This window comes from Aeromicrobium sp. NPDC092404, assembly GCF_040684095.1.
In the GTDB taxonomy this organism is placed as follows: domain Bacteria; phylum Actinomycetota; class Actinomycetes; order Propionibacteriales; family Nocardioidaceae; genus Aeromicrobium.
Map to the genome: position 1 here is coordinate 1431021 of NZ_JBFBFI010000001.1, position 24493 is coordinate 1455513.

At 70.9% G+C, this 24493-nt stretch carries 22 protein-coding genes; 6 read left to right on the plus strand and 16 right to left on the minus strand.

The features are described 5' to 3' along the window. Nucleotides 1–32 precede the first annotated feature (32 nt). From AB0N22_RS07265 to AB0N22_RS07280, 4 genes are all read right to left on the minus strand, one after another. Nucleotides 33–3074 carry a GDSL-type esterase/lipase family protein gene (locus AB0N22_RS07265; protein ID WP_364637626.1) on the minus strand — a complete coding sequence of 1014 codons (3042 nt, stop codon included), beginning with the start codon at nucleotides 3072–3074 and terminating at the stop codon, nucleotides 33–35. Nucleotides 3075–3173: 99 nt separating this feature from the next. Then, a complete protein-coding gene (locus tag AB0N22_RS07270) occupies nucleotides 3174–3800 on the minus strand; it encodes a maleylpyruvate isomerase N-terminal domain-containing protein (protein ID WP_364637628.1) in 627 nt (208 codons plus the stop codon). Further along, on the minus strand, nucleotides 3794–5257 hold the full coding sequence (locus AB0N22_RS07275) for an SDR family NAD(P)-dependent oxidoreductase (protein ID WP_364637630.1): 1464 nt from the start codon (nucleotides 5255–5257) through the stop codon (nucleotides 3794–3796). The genes AB0N22_RS07270 and AB0N22_RS07275 overlap by 7 nt, the downstream gene beginning before the upstream one ends. Before the next feature lie 41 nt (nucleotides 5258–5298). Further along, entirely contained in the window at nucleotides 5299–6627 is a 1329-nt protein-coding gene (locus AB0N22_RS07280) for a carboxypeptidase regulatory-like domain-containing protein (protein ID WP_364637632.1), read from the minus strand. A gap of 181 nt (nucleotides 6628–6808) precedes the next feature. Here AB0N22_RS07280 and AB0N22_RS07285 point away from each other — a divergent pair, with 181 nt between their 5' ends. Beyond that, nucleotides 6809–8113 (plus strand): alpha/beta fold hydrolase, encoded by a 1305-nt coding sequence (locus tag AB0N22_RS07285; RefSeq protein ID WP_364637634.1) that lies wholly within the window; start codon nucleotides 6809–6811, stop codon nucleotides 8111–8113. Nucleotides 8114–8156: 43 nt separating this feature from the next. On the opposite strand, the gene AB0N22_RS07290 is transcribed toward AB0N22_RS07285, so the two are convergent. The 4 genes from AB0N22_RS07290 to AB0N22_RS07305 are packed head-to-tail and all read right to left on the minus strand — an operon-like array spanning nucleotide 8157 to nucleotide 12662. After that, nucleotides 8157–9602 carry an endonuclease/exonuclease/phosphatase family protein gene (locus tag AB0N22_RS07290; protein WP_364637636.1) on the minus strand — a complete coding sequence of 482 codons (1446 nt, stop codon included), beginning with the start codon at nucleotides 9600–9602 and terminating at the stop codon, nucleotides 8157–8159. 5 nt (nucleotides 9603–9607) lie between these two features. Then, nucleotides 9608–11293: a dihydroxy-acid dehydratase gene (ilvD, locus tag AB0N22_RS07295; protein ID WP_364637638.1), complete on the minus strand. Its 1686-nt coding sequence runs from the start codon at nucleotides 11291–11293 to the stop codon at nucleotides 9608–9610. A gap of 53 nt (nucleotides 11294–11346) precedes the next feature. Beyond that, complete coding sequence (locus AB0N22_RS07300; RefSeq protein ID WP_364637640.1) at nucleotides 11347–12036, minus strand: hypothetical protein; 690 nt, start codon at nucleotides 12034–12036, stop codon at nucleotides 11347–11349. After that, complete coding sequence (locus AB0N22_RS07305) at nucleotides 12033–12662, minus strand: SatD family protein (protein ID WP_364637642.1); 630 nt, start codon at nucleotides 12660–12662, stop codon at nucleotides 12033–12035. The genes AB0N22_RS07300 and AB0N22_RS07305 overlap by 4 nt, the downstream gene beginning before the upstream one ends. Before the next feature lie 83 nt (nucleotides 12663–12745). Here AB0N22_RS07305 and AB0N22_RS07310 point away from each other — a divergent pair, with 83 nt between their 5' ends. After that, nucleotides 12746–13597: a hypothetical protein gene (locus AB0N22_RS07310; protein WP_364637644.1), complete on the plus strand. Its 852-nt coding sequence runs from the start codon at nucleotides 12746–12748 to the stop codon at nucleotides 13595–13597. 45 nt (nucleotides 13598–13642) lie between these two features. Then, nucleotides 13643–14527, plus strand: coding sequence for an alpha/beta hydrolase (locus AB0N22_RS07315; protein WP_364637646.1), 885 nt, complete (start codon nucleotides 13643–13645; stop codon nucleotides 14525–14527). A gap of 27 nt (nucleotides 14528–14554) precedes the next feature. Here the strand turns inward: AB0N22_RS07315 and gatB are convergent, their stop codons facing one another. Genes gatB through gatC form a run of 3 tightly spaced genes read right to left on the minus strand, consistent with a single transcriptional unit; the run spans nucleotide 14555 to nucleotide 17866 of the window. Next, nucleotides 14555–16051: an Asp-tRNA(Asn)/Glu-tRNA(Gln) amidotransferase subunit GatB gene (gene gatB / locus AB0N22_RS07320; protein ID WP_364637648.1), complete on the minus strand. Its 1497-nt coding sequence runs from the start codon at nucleotides 16049–16051 to the stop codon at nucleotides 14555–14557. After that, nucleotides 16048–17556 (minus strand): Asp-tRNA(Asn)/Glu-tRNA(Gln) amidotransferase subunit GatA, encoded by a 1509-nt coding sequence (gene gatA, locus AB0N22_RS07325; protein ID WP_364637650.1) that lies wholly within the window; start codon nucleotides 17554–17556, stop codon nucleotides 16048–16050. The genes gatB and gatA overlap by 4 nt, the downstream gene beginning before the upstream one ends. Before the next feature lies 1 nt (nucleotide 17557). After that, nucleotides 17558–17866, minus strand: a complete 309-nt coding sequence (gene gatC / locus AB0N22_RS07330; protein ID WP_364637652.1) for an Asp-tRNA(Asn)/Glu-tRNA(Gln) amidotransferase subunit GatC — start codon at nucleotides 17864–17866, stop codon at nucleotides 17558–17560. Between the two features lie 150 nt (nucleotides 17867–18016). Between gatC and AB0N22_RS07335 the strand changes: the two genes are divergently transcribed. Then, a complete protein-coding gene (locus tag AB0N22_RS07335) occupies nucleotides 18017–18853 on the plus strand; it encodes an alpha/beta fold hydrolase (RefSeq protein WP_364637654.1) in 837 nt (278 codons plus the stop codon). A gap of 9 nt (nucleotides 18854–18862) precedes the next feature. After that, nucleotides 18863–19213, plus strand: coding sequence for a YrdB family protein (locus AB0N22_RS07340; RefSeq protein WP_364637656.1), 351 nt, complete (start codon nucleotides 18863–18865; stop codon nucleotides 19211–19213). A 1-nt stretch (nucleotide 19214) separates the two neighbouring features. Here the strand turns inward: AB0N22_RS07340 and AB0N22_RS07345 are convergent, their stop codons facing one another. Then, nucleotides 19215–20126, minus strand: a complete 912-nt coding sequence (locus tag AB0N22_RS07345) for a pseudouridine synthase (protein WP_364637658.1) — start codon at nucleotides 20124–20126, stop codon at nucleotides 19215–19217. A 100-nt stretch (nucleotides 20127–20226) separates the two neighbouring features. Between AB0N22_RS07345 and AB0N22_RS07350 the strand changes: the two genes are divergently transcribed. Further along, a complete protein-coding gene (locus AB0N22_RS07350) occupies nucleotides 20227–20673 on the plus strand; it encodes a hypothetical protein (protein WP_364637660.1) in 447 nt (148 codons plus the stop codon). 3 nt (nucleotides 20674–20676) lie between these two features. Here the strand turns inward: AB0N22_RS07350 and AB0N22_RS07355 are convergent, their stop codons facing one another. The 4 genes from AB0N22_RS07355 to AB0N22_RS07370 are packed head-to-tail and all read right to left on the minus strand — an operon-like array spanning nucleotide 20677 to nucleotide 24452. Then, nucleotides 20677–20931: a DUF1272 domain-containing protein gene (locus tag AB0N22_RS07355; protein WP_364637662.1), complete on the minus strand. Its 255-nt coding sequence runs from the start codon at nucleotides 20929–20931 to the stop codon at nucleotides 20677–20679. A gap of 15 nt (nucleotides 20932–20946) precedes the next feature. Then, entirely contained in the window at nucleotides 20947–21330 is a 384-nt protein-coding gene (locus AB0N22_RS07360) for a VOC family protein (protein WP_364637664.1), read from the minus strand. A 1-nt stretch (nucleotide 21331) separates the two neighbouring features. Continuing rightward, complete coding sequence (gene ligA, locus AB0N22_RS07365; protein ID WP_364637666.1) at nucleotides 21332–23446, minus strand: NAD-dependent DNA ligase LigA; 2115 nt, start codon at nucleotides 23444–23446, stop codon at nucleotides 21332–21334. Between the two features lie 40 nt (nucleotides 23447–23486). After that, complete coding sequence (locus tag AB0N22_RS07370; protein WP_364637668.1) at nucleotides 23487–24452, minus strand: methionine synthase; 966 nt, start codon at nucleotides 24450–24452, stop codon at nucleotides 23487–23489. Nucleotides 24453–24493 lie beyond the last annotated feature (41 nt).

The following is a 24493-nucleotide window of genomic DNA, read 5'->3' on the forward strand; positions in this document are numbered from 1 at the left end:
ACCACCATGTGGACCTCGCGGGGCGGCCCACGTCACCTCGAGACGAGCTCGGCAAGCTCGTGTGCGATCAGCGCGTAGCCGGCGTCGGACGGGTGGATCTGGTCCGCGGCCATCAGGCCCTTGCGCTGGGTGCTGCCGTAGGCGCCGAACAGGTCCGAGATGTCGAACACCGCGATGTCGGGGTCGGTCGCGGCAATGCGGGCGTACATCTCCTCGTACGCCGCCCAGGTGCCGGTGCCGCCGGTCGGCCGGTCGTAGTAGGACATGAGGACGATCGACGGATCGGTGTCGACGTGCGAGCGGATCATCGCGATGATCTCCCGGATCCGTGTCTCGGTGTCGGCCGCCGAGATGCCCAGGGCGAAGTCGTTGGACCCGATCGGCAGGACCACGAGGTCGGGGTGGACCTGCCGGAGCGACGTCGCCCACCCGTCGTCGGGGGCGACGTAGTCGATCGCCCTGCGCGCGCTGGCGCCTCCCTCCCAGACGCGGACCCCCCGGTCCCGGTCGCCGTTGTAGAGCATGACCCCCTCGATGATCGCGGGGTTCCCGGTGCCACCTCCGGCGCCACGCAGGACGACCTGGTGCCGACCGGCTGAGAGGCCGGAGACCTGCACCGCATAGCCGCCGCGGGTCGTGGCCTTGCCGCCCGTCTCGACCCGCACCGCCGGTCCGCCGTCGACGGAGTAGGTGAACGCCCCGGCGCTGCCGGAGCGGCCCGAGTAGATGATGTCGAGGTCGGTGAAGGGCAACGTGTCCCGCACCGTGACCGTCTGGGTCGAGTCGAAGAGAGCCAGCGTCTGCCGGCCGAGGCCCTGCTCGAAGACGCCGACGCCCTTCTCGTACGACATCGGGTCGTCGGGAAACTGCTCCCAGTTGAACGGATCGAGGTAGCCGAAACCGCCCGGGACCCCCGCCGGCTGGTGTGCGGCCCTGAGGTCGTCGCGGAACACGCTGATCCAGCGCTTCTGGATGGCGCTAGCGCGGGCGCCGTCGGCGATCGAGTCGCTCGGGCCGACGAAGACGTCGAGGGGTTCCTGGCCGACCTTGTCGGTGGCGGCGTGGTACGTCCTCAACGCCCGTGCGAGCTTGCTCGGGGACTGCGGGCCCGGCACGGCCCGCAGGTTGCTGGTCCGGGTCACCTCGGCGTAGCCGTCCTTGGCCCCCGTGACCTTCACGGCAAGCAGCGATCCGCGGTCAGCCTCGGTCAGGGTGTATGTCGACGATGTCGCGCCCGGGATGGCCACGTCGTCCCGGATCCATCGATAGGCCTGCCGCACCGGCGCGGGGCCCCACGAGCCGGGCGTCACGAAGAACGTCTCCCCCGGCTCGGCGACGCCCGAGACGACCGGCTCGTCGGACGTGAGCGCGCCGAGGGCCACCGGCGCCGTCACGGCGCTCGTGCGCGCGGTCGCGGTGAACCCGGGCTTCGTCCCGGTCACCGTGACACTAAGGCGGGAGCCGGCGTCGGCGTCCGTCGGGTCGTAGATGGGCGCGGTCGCGCCGGGGATCGCTGCGCCTGCGCGGCGCCACTGGTAGGCCAGCGCTACGCCGTCGTCCCACGAGCCCGTCGCCGCGAGGAGATGTCCGCCGACCACAGGGGTGCCCGAGATCGTCGGGACGGGCGTCGAGGCCAGCGAGCCTCCGGTGACGACCGCGGTCTCCTCGCTCGTCCAGGTCGCCGGGGCCCACCCTGCCTTGGTGCCCGTCACACGGACCGCGAGCCGGCTGCCGGCATCCACGTTCGTCACCTCGTGGCGGCACGTCGTGGCACCGCTGATGGCGACCCCGCTGCGCAGCCACTGGCATGCCAACGTCACACCGGGGTCCCAGGTCCCGGTGGCAGCCGTCAGGGCCGACCCGACCTGGGCATCACCCACGACGACCGGCTTCTCGGTCTGCCGGAGCACGCCCTGCGCGACCGGGGCGCTCGGCGCACTCGTGCGGGAAACGGTCTCGAAGCCCTGCTTGCTCCCGGTGACCTTCACGCTGAGCCGCGACCCGATCTCTTCCGCCGAGATCGTGTGGTCCGGGCCGGTGGCGCCCGGGATCGGGACACCGTCGGCCGCCCACGCGTACGCGAAGGAGGTGCCCGGCGTCCAGCCCCCCGGATCGGCGTGCGCCACCTCATCGGGAGCGAGCACACCGCCCACCGTGGGGGCCGGTGCGACCAGCTGGCCCGCCGCGGCCCTGACCGCGGCGCTGGTGCGGGTCGTCGTCGCATACCCGGCCCTCGTGCCGGTAGCGATCACCCTGAGGTCCTGCCCGACGTCGGCGACCGCCACGGTGTACGTGGTGCCGGTGGCACCGGCGATCGGTGAGCCACCGCGAGTCCACTGGTAGGCCATCTCGGCGGAGGGGTCCCACGGCACCTGCCCGCGCGTCAGGACCTCGCCGAAGCGAGGAGTGCCACTGATCGTCGGTGCTGCCGACGCCGCGAACGGCCGGTCCACCACGTTGACGGCCTGGCTCCACATCGTGAATGCGACGTACGTCTTGGAGCCGATTTTGACCTGGGGCGCGACGACCTTGACGGTGGCCGGGCCCGCCAGGCTGGTGCGGATCGTGAAGACCCCCGTGCTGCCCGTGCGGCCCGTGACCGTCGTCACGACGCCGCCGCGCGTGACCTGCACCTCGACGGGACGCGCCACGAACGTCCGCAGCCTGCCGACGAGGTCGACGGGCTGGTCGGTGTAGGCGGGGTGCGGCGTCACCCGGAGCTTCGCGGAGACGACGAGCTGAGGCGACACCGCCTTGCGGCGCGATCCCTTCGCCGGCACGACGAGCCGCAGGTGGTTCTGGCCCAGGGTCGCGACGTACGAGGTGGAGTACCGCCCCGTCGACGAGGTGGTCAGCGAGCGGTAGGACAGCCACCCCGCACCGAGGTTCCTCTGGAGCACGACCTTGGTGCCGCGGGGCACGGACGTCACACGCCCCGAGACCGTGACGCCATTGCCGTACACCGGCGCCTTCGAGGAGACCCCGATCGTGACCTTCGGCGTCGCGGCGTGGGCCGGCGACGCCAGGACGGCAGCCGCCAGCAGTGCGGCGAGGAGGAGGCACAGGGGTCGCATCGCGGTTCGTTTCTGGGAGTGGGTCGCGGACCTGCGGGCGAGCCTATGTCGTACGGATGTATTAATCCGCCATTCCGCCAAAGTGTGCGGGATTGCGGCTCAGAGCAGGGGCAGGGCCGCGTCGGGCGAGTCGATACGGCCTGTCGCGACCCTGATCCAGGCGAGAGGGTCGCCGATCTCGGGCTGTCGGCCCGCGACCTCGACGTAGGCCTCGGCCAGCGCCGCCGACACGGCCGCGACCGGACCGTCGAGCAGGGGCGGCGCGGGCACCTCCGGGACTGAGCGGCCGAGGTCGTCACCGTGCACCACCAGCTCGATGACGCGGGTGAGGACGAAGTCGTCGCGCGTGATGGCCCCCCGGGGGCCGCGGACGACCTCGGCCTGCAGCGCGTCGAGGGCCCGGAAGCCGAGCCGCGCGCAGTTGTCGATGCCGGCGAGGACGTCGTTCGCGAAGGAGCGAGCGAGCTGCTTGGTGCCGTCGGCGATGTCGCGGGCCGAGGCGCCGTAGTCGGAGATGTACTCGCGGATCGACTGGGCCCGCGCGTCAGGCGCCGGACCCAGGACCGGCAAGTCGAGGAACGACCGGCCGACGTGGGTGACCAGCTCGTGGACGTTCCACGCCTCCAGCACGCTCTGCTGCTGCGCGTGCCGCAGCAGGCCCGAGGACTCGATCCACCCCCGGAGTGCTGCCCACTGGGAACGCAGCAGCTCCTCGTTGGTCACCACGGAGAGGGCTCGTAGTCCTTCAGGAAGACGCCGTTGACGTCCTCCCCTGCCTCACCGCGAACGATCGGGTCGTAGACGCGCGCGGCGCCGTCGACCAGGTCGAGAGGTGCCTTGAAGCCCTCCTCGGCGAGCCGGACCTTGGTGGGGTGCGGACGCTCGTCGGTGATCCAGCCGGTGTCGACCGCTGTCATGAGGATGCCGTCCTGCTCGAGCATCTCTCCCGCACTCGTGCGGGTCAGCATGTTGAGCGCGGCCTTCGCCATGTTGGTGTGGGGGTGCCCGGGGCCCTTGTAGCGCCGGCTGAACTGCCCCTCCATCGCCGAGACGTTCACGACGTATGTACGTCGTGCGGCGGCTGCCGCCATCGACGGCCGCAGCCGGCTGACGAGGATGAACGGCGCGGTCGTGTTGCAGAGCTGGACCTCGAGCAGCTCGAGCGCGTCGACCTCGTGGACCCGCTGGGTCCAGCTGTTGACGTCGACCGTGTCGGGGACCAGACCACCGGCGTCGATCCGCTCGAGGTCCGCCGAGCCCGCACTCAAGGCCATCGAGGTCAGCTCCTCGGCGGTGTGGGCGTCGCCAGCGAGGACCGGGTGCGACGACACCGAGCCGACGAGGGCCGCCGGGTGCGCGTCGCTCGTGTGGCCAAACGTGAGGAGCTCGGGAAGCGGGCCGTCGGGCAGCGGCGCGGACTCCGCCTCCGCGAGAGGCGCGTAGGCGCCGGGGGTCCGGCGGACGGTCTGGGCGGCGTTGTTGATCAGGATGTCGAGCGGCCCCTGCGCGGCGACCGAGTCGGCGAGCCCGACGACCTGCGCGGGGTCGCGCAGGTCGATGCCCACGATGCGGAGCCGGTCGATCCAGTCGGCGCTGTCCGGCATCGCCGTGAAGCGCCGGACGGCGTCGTGGGGGAAGCGGGTCGTGATCGTCGTGTGCGCCCCGTCGCGCAGCAGGCGCAGGGCGATGTACATCCCGATCTTGGCGCGACCGCCGGTGAGCAGTGCCCGCTTGCCGGTGAGGTCGGTGCGGGCGTCCCGCTTGGACCGGTTGAGTGCCGCGCACTCCGGGCAGAGCTGGTGGTAGAACGCGTCGACCACGGTGTACTTCTGCTTGCAGATGTAGCAGGGCCGGGCGACCAGCAGGGTGCCTGCCGTGGCCCCGGCGGCGTTCGAGACGAGCGGCAGGCCCTCGGTCTCGTCGTCGATGCGGCGGGGCGATCCGGTCGCGGTCGCGGCGACCACGGCTCGGTCGGCGGCCGCGATCTGCGCCCGCTTGTCGAGCCGGCGGTGCTTCTTGACGTTCTTGTAGAAGGTGCCGCAGGCCCGCCGCAGGGCCACGTAGTCGGGGTCGTCCTCGGCGAGGCGCTCGGCGGCGGCCAGGACCTTCAACGCCACGGCCAGCTCGTCGGGATCGATCGGGTCCCGCTGGGGCTCGACGGGGGCGGAAGGATCGGCGCTCATGACCCATCCATCGTAGTCGGCCCGGAACGACCGACGCCCCGCTACCCGATCGCCGGGGTGCGCGCCGACGTGCGTGACGTCGAGTCGTACGCAGGTTGCGCGTAGTGGACCCGCACGGCCAGCCTCTTGCCCTTGTCCGCCCTGACGATGCGGTAGGTCGACCGCGTCGCCCCGCTGATCGCGGTGCCGTTGCGGAACCAGCGATAGGTGCGGACGCCGGTCGGCACCGAGGACCTGGACCTGGCCGTCAAGGTCCTGCCGACCTTGGGCGTGCCCGTGATCGTCGGGCTGCCGGCGACCCAGAACGTCCCGGACACCACCCGGTCGGCCTTGGTCCACGCCAGGGTCGTCGCGGACCGGCCGGCGCTCGTGGCGGTGGCGCGGACCGTGATGGGGTGACCCAGCTCGGCCGGCCTGACGACGTACGTGGGACCCGTGCCCAGGCTCCGCGCCCCGTCGAACCAGGCATAGGTGACGGCAGGTGCAGCAGGGCTCCACGTGCCCGGCCGTCCCTCGAGCGTGTGACCGACCTTGGGGGTGCCGACGAAGTAGGGGGTGCTGACGTTGGCCACCGGTGCGGCCAGCCGTCTCAGCGTCGCGTCGACGCCGGGGTGCACGTGGCCCGGGCGGGAGCTGAGGGGGTGCGGGCTCATCTCGTCGCAGTGCGTGTCGCTGCCGCCCCAGATCCTCGAGGAGTACGCCGGGTCGCGGGGCGAGTTGAAGGCGACGCAGAACGGGTCACCCGGAGCGAGCGCCTCGATGACGTACCGGCCGTCGGTGTCGGTCGTCGTGGTGTGCGCGATGTCGTACGTGTGGTTGTCGACGTGCGGGCCGTCAGTGGCCAGCACGGCGATCCCGGTGATCGGCGCCCCGTCGGTGTCCCGCACGGTGCCGGAGATCCGTGCCGGGTCGTCGAGCGCGAGATCCTGGCCGCCTGCTGTGGCGCCTGCGCCCACGGTGAAGGGCGTGCCCCACGCATCGAGGTCTGCCGGGACCCAGGACCCACCGGAGCACTCCCCGACGTGCCGACGGTCCGCAGCCGTGATCGCGCCGGGACGGGTGCCGGCGTCCATCCGGAAGGCCCGGCCGACGATGCCGCCGGCGCACACGAAGTAGCGGTCGGGCGCGACCGCGACCGCGTACGTCCCGTCGGCTCCCGTCGTCGTGCGGTAGGCCGGGTAGGGCGGGCTGCCGTCCCGGGTCGTGTCCCACACGGCGACGGTTACCCCGGCAAGCGGCGTGCCCGAGGCGTCGGTGATGCGCCCCGACGCGGTCGCCGAGGCGGCTCCGCTGGCCGGCTGGACGAGCAGGAGGGCCCCGACCAGGACGAGGGCGGAGACGACCACTATGACGAGACGTGGTGCGCGCAAGGCTTCCCCCAAGGATCGGCGTTCACCCCATGAGAGTCCCGGGATGTCGGACCATGACGCGGCTGCGCGCCTGGACTGCTGGTCGCGTGGGGCTTGACCCCCGGGACCCGTGCGGACAGCCTCATCCGCCGTGCGGCCAGCGCCATGTCACCGCACTGCTCCGGCTCCTAGCGTCGATGCCATGACCACTTCAGCTCTCCTTGCGCCCTCCGAGTCCGTTGAGTCAGGCTCCACGACTCCGGTTGCGCTGCGCCATCACCGGGTGTTCCTTGCCTCTGTCGCCGCCGTCATGCTGCACGTCGTCGACGACAACTACCTGCAGCCGAATCCCGGGGTGTCCCCCGCGGACCATCTGGTCAGTGGCATCGTCCCCCTGGCTCTGCTGGGGCTCGGCGCCTGGGCCTATCCCCGCCTCCGGGCCGGCAACCGGGCACTCGTCGCCTCGGGCGTCGGGCTCACCGGCCTGGTCGTCGGGCTCGTCGAGCCGGTCAGCCACTGGGGCAACGTCGGGCTGCGCAACGACGACTACTCCGGGGTCCTGGCGGCCCTCGCCGGGTTGCTGCTGCTCGGGATGTCAGCCGTGACGTTGTGGCGGTCCCGTCGTCTCGACGACAGCAGGACACGCCGCTACGTCCGGCGGGCGGTCAAGGCGGTGGTGGCTGCGGTCGTCATGTTCGAGATCGTCGTGATCTTCAGCTTCAGCTATGCCGTCACGCACGTCTCGCGAGCGGAGGTCCAGATCCCGCACCTCGGGACGGCACACGAGAACGTCACGCTCACGACGTCGGACGGACTCCACCTCAAGGGCTGGTACGTCCCGTCGCGCAACGGTGCAGCCGTCATCGCCTTCCCCGGGCGCCAAGGGCCCCAGGCGCACGCCCGGATGCTTGCGAAGAACGGCTACGGCGTGCTGCTGTTCGACCGCCGCGGCGAGGGCGAGAGCGACGGGGACGGCAACCTGTTGGGTTGGGGCGGCGCCCGCGACATCGATGCGGCCGTTGACTTCCTGAAGAAGCGCTCTGACGTCGATCCCGGCCGCATCGGCGGCATCGGCTTCTCGGTGGGCGGTGAGCTCATGCTCGAGGCCGCTGCGGGAAACCCCGACATCGCCGCCGTCGTGTCCGAGGGGGCCGGCACTCGCGTGCTGCGTGAGCAAGTGCATGAGTTCAACGGCTTTGCGCTGGTGCGCAGCTTCCACCAGATGGTCACGATCGATGCCGGGACGGCCCTGTTCTCCAACACGGCACCGCCGACCAGCCTGGTCGAGCTGGCCCCGCGCATCGCCCCGAGGCCTGCTCTCGTCATCTGGGCGCCCAACGGCGGCAACCGCGAGACCATGTCGACGGTCTACGCCGATCGCATCGGCCCGTCCGCCGAGGTGTGGGCCATGGACGACGTGAATCACATCAAGGGCCTGCAGACGCATCCCGAGGAGTACGAACGCCGTGTCGTCGGGTTCTTCGACCGGGCACTCCCGGCGGGCTAGGTGCGGCGAGCGCCGCTGCCGAAGCTGCAGGGTCCGTTGCTCCTCACGGGCGCGGACCCTTGAGCGTCGACCAGACCAGCAGGTGGTCGGATGCCCGTGGCGTGGTGAACCTGCCGTTCCTGGTGCCCAGAGCGGTCACCCAGCGGCTGACAGTCCAGCTCGTGGGCGCATAGATCTGGTCGATGATCCAGGTCGCATCCTTCACCGGCCTGGTCTTCGAGTACTTCACGTAGGTCGCGTTCGTGCGCTGCTTGGCAGCTCTGCGCACGTCCTTGAGGCCTCGACCCGTCAGACCTGCGAGCTTGTCGGAGGTGTTCATGTCTCCGCCGACGACCACGGGATAGCCGTTCGACAGCTCGGCCGCGTGTCTCCCCACGGCGTACGCCTGCGTGCGGGCGCCTGCGCGGCTGCCGCTGACCAGGTGAGTGGCCGCAATCAGCACGGGCTGGTTGGAGCCGCGGTCCTTGAAGAGCACGGGCGTCACGTGGCGAGCGGTCTTCTTGCGTACCGATCCCGTGCCGATGCCCGGCACGACACGGTCGGCGTACTGGACGATGACCTCGACTCGATCGGGCCGATACGCGATGTAGTTCTCGTTGTAGGTCATCGTCGGGGTGATGAGCCGCCACTTCGACCCCAACGCCCTCAGCACGGTGCGCGCAAAGCTGGACGGCGGGTTGGTGGTGCTGTTGTGGCCCGGGCCCACGAGCTCGTTGAACGTCATGACGTCGATGTCGGCTGCCTTGATCGCCTGTGCTGCCTTGACCGCCCGTGTGCTCGACCGCGAGAGCTTGTCGGGGCCGGGGAGGTTGTACTGGCCGATGCGCAGCACGACCGACCTGACCGGCACGTTGTCGAACGCCGCAGGGCTCGACTCGACGGCGCCGATCTCGGGGCTGCCGGCCCACAGCACGCGGTAGCTGCCGTCGTCCCGCGGCGTCAGCGCGACCTGTGCCGCCCCGTCGACCACGTCGACCGGGGGCAGCGTCTTCCATGTCTCGAGGCCCCGTCGCCGGAAGACCAGGGCGACCTGTCCTGACAGCGGGGCACCATCTGCCACGCGCTGCCACGAGACATGCGCCGTGACCTGCGACCCGTCCTCGGCCGACGACGGCAGAGTGATCCGGAGGTCGGACCGCGCGGCCTCGGCGACGACCATCGTCACGGCACTGACGTCCGTCCCAGGACCGCTCAGCACGGCCCGATAGGTCGCGGCCTCGCCCGGCACCACAGCGACGAACCGGCCTGCCTCGAGCTGTGAGGGCACAGCGGACCAGTCACCGTCGACCAGCTTCTCCACGACGAGGTGCGCGTCGGCTCCGGCCTCGACGATCACTCCGCTGATCGTCGTCTCGACACCCCGCTCGGCCGTGAACGACGCGGCATCCCAGGCGACGGCCGGCCCCGTCCCGTCCTCAGCCGTCGCCGAGGCCGAACCGAGCAGCACGCAGGCCGTGACCAGCATCAGGAGGCGTCGCGTGCGGGTCATCGCGACTAGCCGCAGACGGCGCCGTCGGCGGCGGAGCTGACGAGCTTGCGGTACTTGGCAAGCACGCCGGTCGTGTACTTGGGCGGCATGGGCTCCCAGCCGACCTTGCGAGCCTCGAGCTCGTCTGGATCGACCTCGACCTCGAGCGTCCGGTTGGCCATGTCGAGGACGATGGGGTCGCCGTCCTTGACGAAGGCGATGGGTCCGCCGTCGACGGCCTCGGGCGCGACGTGCCCGACGCACAGTCCGGTCGTGCCGCCCGAGAACCGGCCGTCGGTCAGCAGCAGGACGTCCTTGCCCAGCCCGGCGCCCTTGATCGCCCCGGTGATGGCGAGCATCTCGCGCATGCCGGGCCCGCCCTTGGGACCCTCGTTGCGGATCACGACCACGTCGCCCGCGACGATCGTGCCGTCCTCGAGCGCATCCATCGCGGCGCGCTCGCCGTCGAAGACGCGGGCGGTGCCGCGGAACACGTCGGAGTCGAATCCGGCGCTCTTGACGACCGCGCCGTCGGGTGCCAGCGAGCCCTTGAGGATCGTGAGGCCACCGGTCTGGTGGATCGGGCGGTCCATCGTACGGATGACGTCGCCGTCGAGCTTCTCGGTGATGCCCGAGAGGTTCTCGGCCATCGTCTTGCCGGTGACCGTCAGGCAGTCGCCGTGCATCAGCCCGGCGTCGAGCAGCGCCTTCATGATGACGGCCGTGCCGCCGGCCTTGTCGACGTCGTTCATGACGTAGCGGCCGAACGGCTTGAGATCGCCGAGGTGCGGGACCTTGTCGCCGATGCGGTTGAAGTCCTCGAGCGTCAGCGGGACCTCGGCCTCGCGCGCGATCGCCAGCAGGTGGAGCACGGCGTTGGTGGACCCGCCGAGGGCCATCGTCACGGTGATCGCGTTCTCGAAGGCCTCCTTGGTCATGATCTGCCGTGCGGTGATGCCCTTGCGGAGCAGCTCGACGACCGCCTCCCCCGAGGCCACGGCGAAGTCGTCGCGTCGGCTGTCGATCGCCGGTGGAGCGGCCGAGCCGGGCAGGCTCATGCCGAGCGCCTCGGCTGCCGTCGCCATCGTGTTGGCGGTGAACATGCCGCCGCACGCACCCTCGCCGGGGCAGATCGCCCGCTCGATCTTGTCGACCTCCTCGCGGGTGATGAGCCCCTTGATGCAGGCTCCGACGGCCTCGAAGGCGTCGATGATCGTGACGTCCTTGCCGTCGACGTTGCCCGGCATGATCGAGCCCGCGTAGAGGAACACGCTCGCCAGGTCGAGGCGAGCGGCGGCCATCAGCATGCCGGGCAGGCTCTTGTCGCAACCGGCCAGCAGCACCGAGCCGTCGAGCCGCTCGGCCATCATGACGGTCTCGACCGAGTCGGCGATGATCTCGCGGCTCACGAGCGAGAAGTGCATGCCTTCATGGCCCATCGAGATGCCGTCGGAGACCGAGATCGTGCCGAACTCCAGCGGATAGCCGCCGCCTGCGTGCACGCCGGTCTTGACGGCCTTGGCCAGGCGGTCGAGCGACAGGTTGCACGGGGTGATCTCGTTCCAGCTGGACGCGACGCCCACCTGGGGCTTGGCCCAGTCGTCGTCGCCCATGCCCACCGCGCGGAGCATGCCTCGCGACGCGGTGGCCTCGAGGCCATCGGTGACGGTGCGGCTGCGGGGCTTGATGTCGATCGGGTTGTCAGAGGCCATGCCCCAAGATTACGGCTCAGCCCGCGATGCTCGTCGAGCAGGACCGGGCGCGGTCACAGCAGCGGCACGAACGTGAGCGCGACGGCCCAGCTCACGAAGCTGCCCACCAGGACGTACTCGGCCTTGCGTCCCGCCACGTCGCGGGAGATCTCGGGGAACCGCAGGATGCCCTTGGCCGCCACGACCGCGGTCAGCGCGGCGTACTGACCGGACAGCGCCATCGCGAAGATCAGGATCCGCTCGATGGGGCCGAGCACCCGCCCGCCCTTGAGCGTCTGCTCGCTGGCCATGACGCCGGCGTCCGTGCCGGCGAGGACCATGCGGACGATGATGTTCGCGGACTCGACGAGGAACACGAGGCAGGCCGCGGTCAGCGCGAACCGCTCGAACGAGACGTCGCGCAGGGCCGCGACCTCCAGCGACGCGTACCAGTCGGTGAGCCAGCCGTCCGCCGTCGGGGCGTGCGCGCTGCCGGCCAGGACGATCAGCACCACGAGGCCGAGTCCGACGATCGGCCACGGGTAGACCCGGTCGACCGGGGTCGAGACGACCCAGGCGAGGACGGTCACCAACGCGATCGGTACCCACCACCACGCGAGTCCTGCACCCCAGACCACGAGGACCGCGACGAGTGCTCCGACCAGAGCCGACCGGGTCAGCGCGGCCCGGTCCGCGGGACGGTCCTGAGGGCGGGCGAAGTCGGCGAGACCGATCACCAGGAGCAGGGTGGCGAGCAGGATCAACGGGGCACCTCACGGATCGACTCGAGCAGCGCGCTGATGCCCGAGCGATGGCGCTGCGACACCGCGGAGGTCGAGATGCCCTCGTCCGCGGCGATCTGGGACAGGGACCTGCCATGGAGCTCAGCGAGGGCGATGCGCCGCTGGCGGCCGTCGAACCCGCTGACCAGCTCGTCCCGCACCAGGAGGTAGGAGTTCACGATGTCACCCCGCTCCGCTCCGTCACGCACGATCCACGTCCTCAGCCCTGGGAGCTGGCGATGCCTTGCCTTGGCGATGTCGATCGCCTCGCGCGCCGACCACCACGCCTTGCCGTCCTGCGTCAGACCATAGTTGGAGGCACCGACGATCTCGACCTCGCCGACGCCGATGCCGAACCGGCAGTCCATCGTCTCGGGCAGCGCGAGCCGGACCAGCACGGTGGCCTGCAGCGCGTGGGACAGGTCTTCGTAGACCGCTTGGAGCTCGTCGCCGATCGTGGGCTCGAGCGGCTGCACCGATGGCAGCATGGCGTTGACCACCTCGAGCGCCGCGAGCAGCTGCTCCTGTGCCCGCGCCCGGGACGGCTGCGAGCGCGAGTCGACGAGGTCCCCGATCACGGCGTACCGCTGTGAAGCCTTGTGGTTCATTCTTTCATTTTGAAGCGATTTGCTTCAGATTGCAAGAGTGAAGGGATGGACTTCATCGACCGGCCTCGTTCTAGGGTGGGCTCGTGACCATCACCTTTGTCAGCAGCTCCTTCGCGCGCGACCTAGACGCCGATCTCCCGCTCCTGGTCGACGCTGCCACCCGGCGCGGCATCGATGCGGAGATCACGGTCTGGGACGACCCCGGCGTCGACTGGACGTCGTACGAGGCCGTCGTGGTGCGCTCGTGCTGGGACTACATCGCGCGGCGCGACGAGTTCCTCGCGTGGGCTGCCGCGGTGCCACGACTGCACAACAGCCACGAGGTCATCGCCTGGAACACCGACAAGACCTACCTGCAGCAGCTCGAGGCCGCCGGCGTGCCGATCATCGAGACCCGGTGGAACCTCGCCGACGGTGAGGACCTGGGCGACCATGCCGAGTGGGTCGTGAAGCCGACCGTCTCGGCAGGCTCGAGGGACACGGCTCGGTGGACCTCGCCGGCCGACGTGTACGCACACAGCACCGCCCTCGTCTCCGCCGGCCGCGCCTCGATGACCCAGCCCTACATCTCGTCGGTCGATGACGAGGGCGAGACCGCGATGCTGTTCTTCGGCGGCGAGTTCTCGCACGCGATCCGCAAGGGTCAGCTCCTGTACCAGGGTGAGGGGATCCGCCAGGACCGGGACAGCCGCGAGTCGATCGAGCCACGGCAGCCCGACGACGCCCAGCTCACCGTCTCCGCCGCGGCCCTGGCCGCCGCGAGCGAGATCCTCGGTCTCGACGAGCTGCCGACATACGCGCGCGTGGACCTGGTCACCGCCGATGACGGTGCACCCGTGCTGATCGAGCTCGAGCTCGCCGAGCCGAGCCTGTTCCTGCCGCACTCGGCCGACGGCGCCGATCGGCTCGTGGCCGCCGTCGCCGCGCGGATCTGACGATCCGATTGCGGCTCGTCGTGACGCCGTGGACAATCAGCGCTTGTGAAGGCACCCACGGCCGCGTTCGTCCGCTACTACGACGTCGAGAGCGCCGACGGCACGCGCCTCCGGGCCTGGACCAACGACGCCGAGGGCCCGACGGTCCTGCTGTCGAACGGCCTCGGCACGAATCCGCACGCCTGGCCGGCGCTCCTGCGACCTGACTGCGGAGTGCATGTCGTCTCGTGGAACCACCGCGGCGTCGGCGGCTCCGAGCGACCGGCCGACGACCGGGTCGACCTCGACGCCTTCGTCGAGGACGCGCTCGCGGTCATGGACTCCGCGGGGATCGACTCGGCCGTCGTCGCCGCATGGTCGGCCGGCGTCACGATCGCGTTCGAGCTCGCCGGCCGGCACCCTGAACGGGTCACCGGGATCCTGGCCGTCGCCGGCGTCCCCGGCAACACCTTCGCGACGATGCTGGCACCGCTGCACCTGCCACCCGTGGTCACCAAGCGACTCATGATCGGCCTCGCACGTACGGCATCGGTGTCCGGACGTGCACTGGCCCCGCTGACCCGGCGGATCCCGTGGACCAACGCGACGGCCAACATGCTGCGCATGACCCGGCTCATCAGCCCGTCGGCCGACACCGCCGAGCTGCGCACCCTGATGCAGGAGTTCTGCACGACCCACCCGTCCTGGTACGCCAAGCTCGCGCTGGGTGTCTCGCAGCACCAGCGGGTCTCGCTGTCGGGGATCGACGTGCCGGTGACGTTCATCGCGGGCAAGTGGGACATGCTGACCGGCGCGCGCGACATGCGCTCGGCGTCCGAACGCATCCCGGGGTCACGGTTCCAGGAGCTCGACGCGACCCACTTCATCCCGATCGAGTTCCCCGACCTCGTGCTCAGCGAGCTCAAGCACCTGATCGCCCGTACCGCCTGACGCTCCGCCCCCGCCCCGCCCCGCGGGTCAGGTGAGCTTTTCGAGGATCAGCTCGCGCACGCGGCCGGCGTCGGCCTGGCCGCGCATCTCCTTCATGACGGCGCCGATCAGCGCGCCGGCAGCGGCCTGCTTGCCGTCGCGGATCTTCTGCGCCGCGTCGGGATCGCCCGCGATCGCCCGGTCGACGGCGTCGCCGAGCGCGCCGTCGTCGGACACGACCTCGAGCTGCCGCCCGACGATGACCTCCTCGGGCGTGCCCTCACCGGCGATGACGCCGTCGAAGACCGAACGGGCCAGCTTGTCGTTGATGCGGCCGGCGTCGATCAGTGCCTGGATCTCGGCGACCTGCAACGGCGTGATGCCCAGCGAGTCCAGCTCGGCGCCCTGCTCGTTGGCCCGGCGCGCCATCTCGCCCAGCCACCACTTGCGGGCGGCCTGCGGCGTCGCGCCGGCCTCGATCGTGTCCGACACGAGCTGCAGCGCGCCGGCACCGATCGTGTCCCTCATCTCGAGGTCGCTGAAGCCCCATTCGGCCTGCAGTCGCGTGCGGCGCACGGCCGGCGGCTCGGGCAGGGTGGCCCGCAGCTCCTCGACCCACTCCCGCGACGGCGAGACCGGCGCGAGGTCGGGCTCGGGGAAGTAGCGGTAGTCGTCGGCGTCGGACTTCTCCCGGCCCGAGGACGTCGTGCCGGTGTCCTCGTGGAAGTGCCGGGTCTCCTGCAGCACGGATCCGCCGGCGTCGAGGATGCCCGCGTGCCGCGAGATCTCGTAGCGGACCGCACGCTCGACCGACCGGAACGAGTTGACGTTCTTGGTCTCCGAGCGCGTGCCGAGGGTCGCCGACCCCCGGGGCTTGAGCGAGAGGTTGACGTCGGCCCGCAGCGAGCCCTGGTCCATCCGCACGTCCGAGACGCCGAGACCGCCGATGAGGTCACGCACGTACGAGACGTACGCGCGGGCGACGGCAGCCGCCTTGTCGCCGGGCACCTCGATCGTGCGCGTCACGATCTCGATCAGCGGGATGCCGGCCCGGTTGTAGTCGACCAGCGAGAAGTCCGCGCCGTGGATGCGTCCGGTCGAGCCACCGACGTGCAGCGACTTGCCGGTGTCCTCCTCCATGTGCGCCCGCTCGATCTCGATCCGGTAGGACTCGCCGTCGACCTCGACGTCGACGTGGCCGTCGAACGCGATCGGCTCGTCGTACTGCGAGGTCTGGAAGTTCTTGGGCATGTCGGGATAGAAGTAGTTCTTGCGCGCGAAGCGGCACCACTCCGCGATCTCGCAGTTGAGCGCGAGACCGATGCGGATCGCCGACTCGATGGCCTTGGCGTTGACGACCGGCAGGGCGCCGGGCAGGGCCAGGCACACCGGGCACACCTGGGTGTTGGGCTCGGCGCCGAACTCGGTCGGGCAGCCGCAGAACATCTTGGTCGCGGTGTTGAGCTCGATGTGGATCTCGAGGCCCATGACCGGGTCGTAGCGCGTCAGCGCATCCTCGACAGGAACCAGTGTCTCGGTCGTCATCGCGCAACCTCCAGATCAGGTGCCTGGGCCAGCATGGGGCCGCCCCACCGGTCCTCGAGCAGCTTCTCGAGGGCCGCACCGGCGTTGTAGAGACGGTCGTCGGCCTGCTGAGGAGCCAGGAGCTGCAGGCCGACCGGCAGGCCGTCCTCCTCGGCGACTCCCACGGGCAGCGACAGTCCGGGGATGCCCGCGAGGTTGGCGGGGATCGTCGCAACGTCCTGCAGGTACATCGACAGCGGGTCGTCGAGCTTGGCACCGAGCGGCCAGGCCGTGGTCGGCGAGGTCGGCGACACCAGGACGTCGACCTGCTCGAACGCCGACGCGAAGTCGCGCGCCAGCAGCGTGCGCACCTTCTGCGCCGAGCCGTAGTAGGCGTCGTAGTAGCCGCTCGACAAGGCGTACGTGCCGACGATGATGCGCCGCTTGACCTCGTCGCCGAAGCCCGCGTCGCGGCTCGAGGCCATGACCTGCTCCGCGCTCGGGTCGTCCGCACCGGCCGGCGGGACGCGAACGCCGTATCGCATCGCGTCGAAGCGGGCGAGGTTGCTGGACGCCTCGCTCGGCATCACGAGGTAGTAGGCCGCAAGGGCGTACTCGAGGCTCGGCAGCGAGACCTCGACGACCTCGGCCCCAGCCGAGGTCAGCAGCTCCACGGCCTCGTCGAACCTGGCACTGACGCCGGCCTGGAAGCCGTCGCCGGCGAGCTCCTTGACGATGCCGATCTTGAGACCCTTGACGTCGGCACGGCGGGCCGCCGCGACGACGAGCGGCGCCGGCGCGTCGATGCTGGTGGAGTCCCGGGGGTCGTGGCCGCCCATGAGCTCGTGCAGCAGCGCCGCGTCGAGCACCGTACGCGTGACGGGGCCGGCCTGGTCGAGGCTGCTCGCGAGGGCCACGAGGCCGTAGCGGCTGACGCCGCCATAGGTCGGCTTGACGCCGACCGTGCCGGTGAGGGCGCCGGGCTGACGGATCGAGCCGCCGGTGTCGGTGCCGATCGCGAGGGCGGCCTCGTACGCGGCGACGGCCGCGGCCGAGCCACCGCCGGAGCCGCCGGGGATGCGGTCGCGGTCCCAGGGGTTGCGCGTCGGACCGTACGCGGAGTGCTCCGTCGACGAGCCCATCGCGAACTCGTCCATGTTGGTCTTGCCCAGGATCGGCAGGCCCGCCGCCTTGATGCGCTGGGTGATCGTGGCGTCGTAGGGCGGGATCCAGCCGTCGAGGATCTTGGAGCCGCACGTCGTGGGCATGCCCTGCGTCGCGACGATGTCCTTGACCGCGATGGGTACGCCCGCCAGTCCGTGCAGGCCCTCGCCGGCCGCGCGGCGGGTGTCGATGTCGGCCGCGGTCGCCAGGGCCCCCTCGGCGTCCACGTGGAGGAAGGCGTTGATGTCACCGTCGACCGCGGCGATGCGATCGAGCTGGGCCTGCGTGGCCTCGACGCTCGAGACCTCCTTGCCGGCCAGCTTCGCGGCCAGCTCGGCCGCACTGAGACGAGTCAGGTCCATGTCAGTCCTCCCCGAGGATCTTGGGGACGAGGAAGCGCTGCTGCTCGGACGCGGGTGCGCCGGCCAGCGCGGCCTCGGGCGTGAGGCACGGGACGACGACGTCCTCGCGGAACACGTTGTTGACGGGGACCGGGTGGCTCATCGCCTCGACGTCGTCGCCGGCAGCCTGCTGGACGACGGCGACGTGCTCGAGGATGGCGGGCAGCTCGGCGGCGAAGTGGTCGAGCTCGGCCTCGCTGAGGTCGATACGGGCGAGGCCGGCCAGATGGCTGACGTCAGCGCGCGAGATACCCTTGGCGGGCTCAGACATGGGGATCCTTGCGGGTGGAGTCGGGGGTACCGATCCATCCTAGTGACCGCCGCAGCCCGCCACGGAGCGGGAGCGAGCGCACCCGCCTGGCACGCAGAAGAGCGGCCGCTCCGTCAGTCGGATAATGGCGTTCTCTGGCAGGATGACCACATGACCGAGTCGCGTCTCACCCAGTTCCGCAACGGCCCGTACACCTTCGACCTCATCGACAGCGGTCCGATCGACGGGACGCCGGTCGTCCTGCTGCACGGCTTCCCGCAGCGCGCCTCGAGCTGGGACGCCGTCGCGGCGCACCTGCACGAGCGAGGGCTCCGGACGTACGCCCCGGACCTGCGCGGCTACTCCCCCGGCGCACGACCGAGGTCGCGGTTCGCCTACGGCCTGGTCGCCCTCACCTCCGACACGCTGGCGCTGATCGACGCGATCGGCGCGCCCCGCGTCCACGTCGTCGGTCACGACTGGGGCGCCGCGATCGCGTGGTCCGTCGCCGGGCGCCACCCCGACCGGGTCGAGACGCTGACCGCCGTGTCGGTGCCGCACCCGGGCGCCTTCGCCCGTTCCTTGGTCAGCAGCAACCAGGCGTTGAAGTCCTACTACATGGCACTGTTCCAGATCCCCTTCCTCCCCGAGCGCGCCATGGCCAGCGGCCGCGCCGACGGCGTGCTCCGCGCGGCCGGGATGACTCCCGACATGGTCAAGCAGTTCCACGCCGAGATCGTCGACCACGGCGCCCTGCGGGGCGGCCTCGGCTTCTACCGGTCGATCGCCCGCGCCAGGCCCGGTGACCTCGGCCAGAAGATCACCGTCCCCACGACGCACGTGTGGAGCGACGGCGACGTGGCTCTGTCCCGCAAGGGCGCCGACCTCACCCGTCGCTTCGTCACGGGGCCGTACGAGCTCGAGATCTTCCAGGGGGCCACCCACTGGCTGCTCGACGAGCGACCGGCCGAGCTGGCCGCGAGCATCGTGAGGCGGGTCGGCATCTAGGCTGCGTCCATGCCTCCTCCGCAGAGACCGCAGGACGTCGGCCCGTGGGACATCCTCGCGTTCGTGTGCGAGCTGGCCATGATCGTGCTCCTGGTCGCGGCCGGGCACGGCATGGCCGGCGGGTGGAAGGGCTGGGCGCTCGGCGCCTTCCTCGCCTTCGTCGCGATCGGCATCTGGGCGCAGTGGATGGCTCCGACGTCGGACAAGCGCCTGGCCAACCCGACCCGGTTCATCGTGCAGGTCATGCTTTTCGTGACCGTCGCGCTCTACGCCGCCGCCGGCGGGCTCGTCTGGTGGGGCGTCGCGTTCGCCGTCGTCTCGACCGTCGCGTTCGCAGCCCGCATCCGCGCCGACCCGTGAGCTAGAGCGGCAACGAACGTACGCTCTCGAATCGACGCGCGGTGCCGTCAAACGGGTCAGTGAGCTCCAACTCGGCCGCGAGCAGCTGCAGCGGTCGGCTGAAGTCGTCGACCTCGATGTCGCGAACGGCGGGATAGAGCGGATCGTCGACGATCGGGACGCCCAGCCCGTTCATGTGCAGCCGCAGCTGGTGGGTGCGTCCCGTCCTGGGGGTCAGCCGGTAGACGCCCACGTCGCCCCGCCGTGACTCGAGCTCGACGAGGGTCTCGGCGTTGACGGGGGCACCAGCGACGACCTCGGCCTGCCACGTGCCACGACGCTTGGCGATGTGGTCACGCACGACGACGGGCAGGTCGAGGCCGGGCCGGACCGGAGCCAGCGCGCGATAGGTCTTGCGCACCGCTCCGTCCTGGAACAGCGACTGGTAGCCGCCGCGCCAGCGTCGCTCCGTCGCGAGCAGGAGCAGGCCCGACGTGACACGGTCCAGGCGGTGCAGGGGCGAGAGCTCCGGCAGGCCCAGCTCGTCGCGCAGCCGCACCACGACGCTCTGGCGGACGTGGCGGCCACGCGGGATCGACGAGAGGAAGGCCGGCTTGTCGACGACGACGAGCCGTGCGTCGCGGTGCACCACGTGCAGCTCGCCGGGGACGTCGACCTCGTCGGCCAGGTCGCGGTGGAACCAGACGAACGTGTGCGGCGCGTAGTCGTGGTCCTCGGCGACGGCGTCACCGTCGGCGTACACGAAGCGCTTCTGCGCCAGCATCCCGGCGACGTCGACCCGCTCGGGCAGCCGGTGCCGCAGCCAGGCGCCCATCGTGGGCCACGGGTCCGGGCGGGGCTGGTCACGGTCCGGTGTGCGCAGCCAGGCAGCGCCGAGCCCGTGGCGGGGCGGCAGCGGCGAGCGAGGAGGCACCTCTCGATGCTACGGCGACCCGAACCGGTCAGGAATCAAGAAGCGGGCGTCGGCCACCGAAATCTACGCTCGAACCACCACCCACCAGAGAGGCAGGCCCATGGCGAAGACCACGACGTACGAAGGGTTCACCGAGGAGGAGCGGGCCGCGATGAAGGACCGCGCGGCCGAGCTCAAGAGCGCCAAGCGCGGCGGTTCGGCGAGCAAGAAGGCAGCCGCCGACGACCAGGCCGTCCGCGACGCGATCGAGGCCCTGCCCGAGGCGGACCAGGTGATCGCCGAGAAGCTCTACGCCATCGTCAGGGACACGGCGCCCGACCTGGCACCGAAGACCTGGTACGGCATGCCGGCCTTTGCGCGCGACGGCAAGGTCGTGGTGTTCTTCAAGCCCGCCGCGAAGTTCAAGGTGCGCTACGCCGAGGTCGGGTTCAACGAGTGGGCCCAGCTCGACGACGGCGACATGTGGCCGACCGCATTCGCCGTCGTCGCGATGAATCCCGCGATCGAGGAGAAGCTCACCGCACTCGTCACGAAGGCCGCCGGCTGACGATCAGCGGGACACGGGCGTCGACAGGCAGTCGGGGTTGAAGACGCGCGTGGTCGACGGGGGGTCGTTCAGGAGCCTGGACGCGGACGGCACCGGACGGCGTACGAGCTCGCCCCCGCAGTTGGGGCACACGCCGCGGAGGACCGCCTCGGCGCAGTCGCGGCACCACGTGCACTCATAGGTGCAGATGAGGACGTCCGTCGACATCGGATCGAGGTCGCGATCGCAGCACTCGCAGCTGGGTCTGATCTCGAGCATGTGACCAGTATGGCCTCACGCAGGCTGGATGAGGTCCCACGCGTTGCCGTAGAGGTCCTCGAACACGGCCACCGACCCGTAGGCCTCGTGCCGCGGCTCCTCACGGAACGCGACGCCGGCCTCGCGCATCCGGGCGTGGTCGCGATCGAAGTCGTCGGTCTCGAGGAAGAACAGGACGACCCCGCCACCCTGCCGCCCCACCATCGCCTGCGACTCGTCGGTCTCGGCGAGCTTGAGCACCAGGGCGGCACCGGAGCCGCCGGGCGGTGCGACGACGACGCGGCGGCGCCCGGAACCTGCGCTGTCCTCCAGCACGGCGAAGCCGAGACGGTCGGCGAAGTAGGACAGGGCCTCGTCGAGGTCGCGGACGAGGTAGTTGACCTGGGCGATCGACGCCACGTCAGGACTCCTCGGCCGGCTGGGCGGGAGGACCGTCGGCCAGGAGTGCCTCGAAGGCCTCCTCGTCGAGCATCGGCACGCCCAGCTGCTCGGCCTTGTCGGCCTTGGAACCGGCGGACTCCCCCACCACGACGTAGTCGGTCTTCTTGGACACCGAGCCCGACGCCTTGCCACCGCGAGCGATGATGGCTTCCTTGACCGAGTCCCGGGTGAACCTCTCGAGCGACCCGGTGACCACGATCGTGAGGCCTTCGAGGGTGCGGGGCGTCGACTCGTCGCGCTCGTCCTCCATGCGGACGCCGGCCTCGCGCCATTGACGCACGATGTTGGCGTGCCAGTCGACGGCGAACCACTCGACGACCGCCTCGGCGATGGTCGGCCCGACTCCGTCGACCGCCGAGAGCGTCTGCACCGGGGCGTCGCCGGCCACGACCTCCTCGATCGCCGACATCGACGCGAAGTGCGTCGCCAGGGCACGGGCGGCGGTGGGACCGACGTGCCGGATCGACAGCGCCACGAGAACGCGCCACAGGGGCTGGCCCTTGGCCTTCTCGAGGTTGTCGAGCAGCGCGAGACCGTTGGCGCTGAGCACGCGCGGGCCGGCCCCGTCGGCGAGCTCGGCCTTCTTGGCCGCCCGGGTGTAGAGCGGGACCTGCAGGAGCTGCTCGGCGGTCAGCGCGAACAGTCCGCCCTCGTCGACCAGCACCCCGGCGTCGAGCAGCGCCGTGGCGCCCTCCCAGCCGAACACCTCGATGTCGAACGCCCCACGGCCGCCGACGTGGGTCAGCCGCTCACGCAGCTGGGACGGGCACGACCGGGTGTTGGGGCACCGGATGTCCTTGTCACCCTCGCGGGTCGGCGCCAGCGGGGTGCCGCACGACGGGCACTCGGTCGGCATCACGAACTCACGCTCCGACCCGTCACGCAGCGCGACGACGGGGCCGACGATCTCGGGGATGACGTCACCGGCCTTGCGCAGGACGACCATGTCGCCGATCAGCACACCCTTGCGCTTGACCTCGTGCTGGTTGTGCAGGGTCGCCATCTCGACGGTGGACCCGGCCACCCGGATGGGTTCCATGACGCCGTAGGGCGTGACCCGGCCGGTGCGCCCGACGTTGACGCGGATGTCGAGCAGGCGGGTGTTGACCTCTTCGGGCGGGTACTTCCACGCGATCGCCCAGCGGGGTGCCCGCGACGTCGAGCCGAGCCGGCGCTGCAGGTTGACCTGGTCGACCTTGACCACGACGCCGTCGATCTCGTGGACGACGTCGTGGCGGTGCTCGCCGTAGTAGTCGATGAACTCCTCGACCGCCTCGAGGTCGGGCAGCACCTTGGCCCGGTCGCTCGTCGGCAGCCCCCAGGCCTTGAGCGCGTCGTAGGCCTCGCTCTGCCGACCGGGGGTGAACCCCTCGCGGTAGCCGAGGCCGTGGCACACCATCGACAGGGGGCGGCCGGCGGTCACGGACGAGTCCTTCATCCGCAGGGTGCCGGCGGCGGCGTTGCGCGGGTTGGAGAACGGGGTCTTGCCGGACTCCGCCCAAGCAGCGTTGAACTCCTCGAACTCCTTGGTCGGGAAGAACACCTCGCCGCGCACCTCGACATAGGCCGGGACGGGATAGTCCTCGGACGCCTCGAGGCGGTGCGGGATGACCTTGATCGTCCGCACGTTGGCGGTGACGTCCTCACCGACCCGGCCGTCGCCGCGGGTCACGCCGCGGGTGAGCACGCCGTCCTCGTACGTCAGCGAGATCGCGAGGCCGTCGACCTTGAGCTCGCACAGGAACTCTGCGTCGTCGACGCCTTCGCGGAGGATGCGCGCGTGCCAGCTCTCGAGCTCCTCGATCGAGAAGGCGTTGTCGAGGCTGTAGAGCCGCTCGCGGTGCTCGTAGGCCTCGAACGTCGAGGAGATCATGCCGCCGACCTGCTGCGTCGGGGAGTCGGGCGTACGGAGCTCCGGCAGCAGCTCCTCGAGCCCCTCGAGCTCGCGGATCAGCTGGTCGTAGTCGTAGTCGGAGATGACCGGCGCGTCGTCGCGGTGATAGCGCTGCCGATGCTCCTCGATCGTCTCGGCGAGCTCCTTGTGCCGCTGCCTCAGGTCGTCCTCGGTCGCCATGCGTCGACTTTATCGCCGAGCGGGGACAGCCGCTGCGGCCTCAGCCTGCCGCCACGCGTTGGGCCAGGACCAGGGCCTGCCGCGCCCAGGCCGGAGACGCGCCGGCCAGGCCGCACGTGGGCGTGACGACGAGGCGACCTGCGTACGCCTCCTCGTCGAACCCGAACCGTCCGAAGAAGCTCTCGACGCGGCTCACCATGGCCGTGTCGGTGACCCCGGGGGTGTCGGTCGACGGCACGACGCCGAGCCACAGGTCGACGCCCTGCTCGAACACCTCGGCCCACACGTCGTCGGGGCGGGCCAGGGACAGGTCGAACGAGATCGCGGTGAACCCGGTGCCGGCGAGCAGCTCGACCGGCACGTCGGGAGCGCAGGAGTGGACGACAGGGCGGGCGCCGGAGTCCGCGATCGCGTCGACGACGAGGCGCAGCAGGGCGTCCGCCTCGGGCGGGTGGACGCTGCGGTGCCGGGAGAACCCGCTCGCGGTCGGGATGCCACCGGTGAGCACCGCGACGATCGAAGGCTCGTCGACCTGGACGACGAGGTCGGCCTGCGGAAGTCGTCGCCTCGCATCGGCCACGTGCGTGCGGAGGCCCTCGGCGAGCGACTCGGCGATCTCACGCCGGGCGCCGTGGTCGGCCAGCATCTTGTCACCGCGCGGACGCTCGACGGACGCGGCGAGGGTCAGGGGTCCGGTGACCTGCAGCTTGAGCGGGCCGTCGTGCGTACCGGCGAGCTCCTCGGTCACGTCGAGGTCCTGGGCCAGCAGCGAGCGTGCGCGGCGCTGGTCGGCGCCCTCCCCCACGCCGACGCGCCAGCCATCGGGCTGCAGGTCGGCGTCGAGCCCGGCGAGCACGGCGAGCGTACGGCCGATCATGCCGGCGTGGACCCCGCGGGCCGGCAGCTCCGGGACGTGCACGAAGTCGCCGACCTCGCCCTGCACGAGGCGGAGCGACTCGGCGAAGTCGGTGCCCGGCATCGAGCCGATGCCGGTGGCGATGCTCATCTGGTTCCTTCGTCTGAGGTTGGAGCGGTGACGTGGCGTCC